Origin of the sequence: Bradyrhizobium sp., from assembly GCF_019244115.1 — a bacterium.
Lineage (GTDB): Bacteria > Pseudomonadota > Alphaproteobacteria > Rhizobiales > Xanthobacteraceae > Bradyrhizobium.
Map to the genome: position 1 here is coordinate 1 of NZ_JAFATE010000869.1, position 5,030 is coordinate 5,030.

Below are 5,030 nucleotides of genomic sequence, written 5' to 3' on the forward strand. Positions count from 1 at the left end.
CGCCTCTATCACGAGGTCGCCGCGGCGCTACGGGCCTCGGGCGCGGTACATTCGGTCGCCCAGGCGCTGGCAAAGAATCCGTTCATGATCATCGTGCCGTGCCACCGCGTGCTGGAAGCGGCTGGCGCCGCCGACAAGGCCTCGCAAAATGGCGGGGTGATTTCCAAGCGGCGGCTGCTCACGATCGAAGGCACGCGTCTCAGCGCCGCCAAGACGCTGCTCGACGTGCTGCTGCCGCTTGATCCGCCGCGGCTGCGTCCCTAGCTGTTCGGGTATGGCGTCGATCACACTTTTCCAAGGCAAGTTCATCACCGTCTCCGAGTTCCGCTGCACCGCGCTGCCCGGCGAAAAACCCTATGCCGAGCTGCACCGCTGCCACTCGATCTCCTATGTCCGCAAGGGCAGTTTTGGTTATGCGAGCCGCGGGCGCAGCCACGAGCTGGTGACCGGATCGATGCTGATCGGCTTCCCCGACACCGAGTTCGTCTGCAGCCATGATCACGTCTGCGGCGACGAGTGCCTGTCGTTTTTCTTCGCGAGCGAGTTCGTGGAGGAGGTCGGCGCGCGTCGCGAGCCCTGGCAGATCGGCGCCGCGCCGCCGCTGGGAGAACTGATGGTGTTCGGCGAGCTCGCGCAGGCCGCCGCATGCGGCCGCAGCGATATCACCCTCGACGAGATCGGCGCGATGCTGGCGAGCCGCTTCGTCGAAATGGTGTCCGGCCGATCGCGCAAGACGGCCGCGCCGACCGCCCGCGATCGCCGCCGCGCGGTCGAGGCCGCGCTGTGGATCGATGCGAATTCGCCTGATAACATCGCGCTGGAGGATGCGGCGCGCGGGGCGGGCGTCAGCCCGTTCCATTTCCTGCGGCTGTTTTCCGGCGTGCTCGGCGTGACTCCGCATCAATATCTGGTGCGCGCCCGGCTGCGCCACGCCGCGCGCCTGCTCGCCTGTGACGACCGCGACATCACTGCCATCGCCTATGATACCGGCTTCAACGACCTGTCGAATTTCGTCCGCACCTTTCACCGGGCGGCCGGCGTTCCGCCGCTGAAATTTCGCCAGGCCTCGCGGGGGATGCGCAAGATTTTCCAAGAACGGCTCGCCCTGCATTGACTAGAGATCTCCGGTCCGCGCATCGCCGCGCGCCATCGATACGGAGATCATCATGTACGACCACATTGGCCTCAAGGTCAGCAATCTCGACAACAGCGTGCGGTTCTATGAGGCCGCGCTGGCGCCGCTCGGCTATGTCCTGTGCTCGAAGGACGAGACCGGCGCTGGCTTTGGCCCGAAGGGTGCGCCCGCGCTCTGGCTTTATCTGCATAAGGACCTGAAAAGCGAGGGCGCGCACGTTGCGTTCCGCGCGCCGGACCATGCCGCGATCGAAAAATTTCACAGCGACGGCGTGAAGGCCGGCGGCCGCGACAATGGCGGCGCCGGTCCCCGCGCCGATTACAGCCCGACCTATTACGCCGCGTTCCTGATCGACCCCGACGGCAACAATGTCGAGGCGGTGTGTGCGTAGCTGCGCGCTCCTCACCCATCCGACGTCATTCCGGGGCGCCTCGAAGAGGCGAACCCGGAATCTCGAGATTCCGGGTTCGATGCTTCGCATCGCCCCGGAATGACGGCAAAGGAAAGGACATTTCCATGGCATCCATCCACAAGGATGTTCCGATCGCCGCACCCGCCCATCAGGTGTGGGATGCGCTGCGCGATTTCGGCGCGCTGCACACCCGCCTGGTGCCGGGCTTCGTGCTCGACACCAAGCTCGATGGTGAGGCGCGCATCGTCAGCTTCGCGGGCGGCACCGTGGCGCGCGAGCTGCTGGTCGATTGCGACGACGAGCGGCGGCGGCTGGTCTATGCCGTCGTCAGCGAACGCGTGAAGCAGCACAGCGCGTCCGTGCAGGTGTTTGCCGAGGGCGAGACAAGCTGCCGCCTCACCTGGATCGTCGACGTGCTGCCGCACGAGATCGCACCCTATATCAGCGGTCAGATGGACCAGGCGGCGCTGGCGATGCAGAAAGCGCTCGGGCGCGCGCCGGCGTGAGAGATCCCGCGGCTCCCCCAGAGCCTCCGTTCCACGGCGTTTGTCGTGACAGCGGCATTCGACCGGCCAGGTCAGCCTTGATCCAGATCAACGATTGTCAGAGGTTTGACAATCAACTTGGCGCAGGAATCCTCGCGTCGCTTGCCATGCCCAACCTAAAGAATCTGCCGAAGATTGCCGGCCGTTTGCGGAGTGCGCCAAGCGTCGAACGTTCGCCATGCAGGGCCTTCGCCCGGTAGAGCCTTGACGATGATGTTCCGAGTTTTTTGTCTGCTGTTGGCGATCTTGCTGGCTCGCACCTCTTGGGCCGCGGACATTCAGCGCGTGACCGCCTGCTCGGGTGTCGTCTTGCGGTTGCGCGGCGACATCAAAGATGGGGACTACTCGAGGTTAAGGGCTCACTTCGCGAGAAAGGAGGCGATCGTCGGCCTTGATCTGAGCTCCGATGGCGGAGACCTCGAGGAAGGCCTCCGGATCGCAAACCTCGTACGCCGCAAGAAGCTTACTGTCTACGTCGGCGGGGAGTGTGATTCGGCTTGTGCGTTCGTCTTCTTCTCCGCAGCAAAGCGATATTTTGGCCGGCAATCGAAGATTGGCGTACACTCTGTTTCCAGTCGCCGAGACATCGAAGACCGAGGTTCCATGCTTCTCACCGTGAAGCTGGCGAGGATCTCAGCGAAACTAGGCGTTCCCGATTCCGCCATCGGCAAGATGGTCACCACCCGCCCAACGATGATTGCCTATCTGGACGGGGCCGACCTGTCCGCACTGCATGCATCGGCCGGGAACCCATTTGGCTCCGAGCCTGAAAAGGCGAGTGAGGTTGGACAGCCGCAGCAAACCTGCTCATCGAGACCTGAAGCGATACCGGAAAACTAGGTCAGGATCCGGAAAAGTGCGAAGCGGTTTTTCCGAAACGATCATGGGCAAACAGGAAATCCAAAGCGCGATGGCGATTCAACCCAAGCCCATCGCTCTGAGCATGATGAGTTCAGGTTCGATAGTTGCCGCGCCGAAGGCGCGCTCCTGCTCCCTCCTCCGCTCGCGGATGAGGGTTGAGGTGCGGGCGCGAAGCGCGTAGCGCGTTCGCGACATCAGTAGGCATTGCGCCCGCGAACCACCTCGAAAACGGTGAGCGCCAGGATCTTCAGGTCGAGCAGCAGGTTCCAGTTGTTGATGTACCAGAGATCGCAGTCCACCCGCGCCTTCATCTGCTCCAGGCGGATCGTCGCGCCGCGATAGCCGTGCACCTGAGCCCAGCCGGTGATCCCGGGCTTGACGTGATTGCGAAACGCGTAGTTCGAAAGCACGTCCGAATACTGGTCGTCATGGGCCAGCGCGTGCGGTCGGGGACCGACCAGCGACATCTCGCCGAGCAGGACGTTGAACAGCTGCGGCAGCTCGTCGATGCTGCTCTGGCGGAGAATCTTGCCGATCAAGGTCACGCGCGGGTCGTCGCGGCTGGCCTGCAGCACCACGACGCCATCGTCCATCACCATCATGGTGCGGAATTTGAAGATCCTGAACTGGCTGGTATTGAAGCCGTTGCGGCGCTGGCGGAAGAACACCGGTCCCGGTGATTCCAGCTTGATGGCAATGGCGGCGAGCACGAACAACGGCGCCAGGATGAGAAGGGCGAGCGAGGCGCCCACGATGTCGAGCAGGCGCTTGGCGCCTTGTTCGAGCATCGACAGCGGGCCGCGCTGGACTTCGACCGCGAATGTGCCGTTGACGCGGAACGATCGATTGCCGATCACCGCGCGAATCCGGCTGTCGGGAAGCAGCTGAACCGGCAGCGGTGACGCCCGCAGATGGTCGCGGACCAGCTCCAGCTTGCGCCCGTCCCACCATGAAAAGGCGAGCACGATCTCGGCGGCATTTTCGCGGCGTCCGGCCAGGATGGCGCGGTCCAGGGCGGCGGTTTCGCGCTGGTTCAGCATCGGCGTCGCGTTCGAACTGCCGGCAAAAACCACGCGCTCGATCACCGACAGTCCGAAGCGCCGCAGCAGCATGCGGTCCTCGAGGCCTGCGATCTCGTCCTGCGGACCAACCAATATGACCCGCCTGCCCTGCAGGTGATCGGCGGCAACGGCGAACTTCGCAAGGCGGCTCGCCAGCCATCGCGAGCAGAGAACCAGCGCCAGCGCCAGGACGCAGAAGCAGACGATCGAACCGCGGGAATAGTCCGCGCCGACCTTCATCAGGAAAGCCAGCAACGTCAGCAGCAGGCTGACGGCGACCCAGATTGCGACGATCTCACGGATCGACTTGCGAAACGACAGGATGGCCCGGATCTGGTAGAGCGCCAGCGTCTGCCCGATCAGCACCTGCAGCAGCGCCGCGACGATCCCGACCCCGATCAGCGTTCCGAGATGGCCTGACGTCTGATAGACGGCGATTTGATAGCCGGCGCCTCCGACCAGACTCGCGACGACGACGGCGGTTGCATCGGCAAGCGCGGACGCATGTCCGATGGCGCCAAACGGCAATCTGAACCGCGGCCGGACCGCGGCGGACGAACCGTCCTGGCCGACCGCAACGTCATGGTCGAAGTCGCCGTCAATACGGGTCTTGGCACCAGAACCAAACAAAGCTGACATCGACCACACCGCGCGATACTGCATTGGAAAGCTGAAGCCGCCTTGTGTCACCCGAACAGGGAATCATTTTGGCGGTACCGCGAAAGTAACGTTTTACGAGTTCGCGCGTGTACACTGCCCAGCATTCACCTCATCAAAAGTGATGAGCTGCGTCCGATGCTGAATTTGCAGGCATTTCTCGAACATTCGTCGCACCTGACCGCGACACGCAACAGACGTAACGGAAGGAGGATGCACGCGAGCAGCTTCGCGTTTTAGAGAAATTCTCAAACATTCTTCTGATTAGAGACATTCTCAAACATTCCTCTGACAGCGGGAACGTGCGCCGACGCCTCATTCCACAAGCGAATGACCACGCATCGCGACCAAGCGCACAG

Annotated in this window: 6 protein-coding genes; 5 read left to right on the forward strand and 1 reads right to left on the reverse strand. The window is 63.1% G+C overall.

Annotated elements, in window-relative coordinates; all coding sequences use genetic code 11:
* From JOZ76_RS36595 to JOZ76_RS36615, 5 genes are all read left to right on the forward strand, one after another.
* A partial coding sequence (locus JOZ76_RS36595; RefSeq protein WP_291706240.1) for an MGMT family protein occupies positions 1-264 on the forward strand: 264 nt, incomplete at its 5' end.
* Between the two features lie 10 nt (positions 265-274).
* On the forward strand, positions 275-1,114 hold the full coding sequence (locus tag JOZ76_RS36600) for a helix-turn-helix transcriptional regulator (RefSeq protein WP_291706241.1): 840 nt from the start codon (positions 275-277) through the stop codon (positions 1,112-1,114).
* A gap of 52 nt (positions 1,115-1,166) precedes the next feature.
* Entirely contained in the window at positions 1,167-1,526 is a 360-nt protein-coding gene (locus JOZ76_RS36605) for a VOC family protein (protein WP_291706242.1), read from the forward strand.
* A 125-nt stretch (positions 1,527-1,651) separates the two neighbouring features.
* Positions 1,652-2,053 (forward strand): SRPBCC family protein, encoded by a 402-nt coding sequence (locus tag JOZ76_RS36610; protein ID WP_291706243.1) that lies wholly within the window; start codon positions 1,652-1,654, stop codon positions 2,051-2,053.
* Positions 2,054-2,296: 243 nt separating this feature from the next.
* Positions 2,297-2,932, forward strand: coding sequence for a hypothetical protein (locus JOZ76_RS36615; protein WP_291706244.1), 636 nt, complete (start codon positions 2,297-2,299; stop codon positions 2,930-2,932).
* A gap of 215 nt (positions 2,933-3,147) precedes the next feature.
* On the opposite strand, the gene JOZ76_RS36620 is transcribed toward JOZ76_RS36615, so the two are convergent.
* Positions 3,148-4,653: an undecaprenyl-phosphate glucose phosphotransferase gene (locus JOZ76_RS36620; protein ID WP_291706245.1), complete on the reverse strand. Its 1,506-nt coding sequence runs from the start codon at positions 4,651-4,653 to the stop codon at positions 3,148-3,150.
* Between the last annotated feature and the right edge of the window lie 377 nt (positions 4,654-5,030).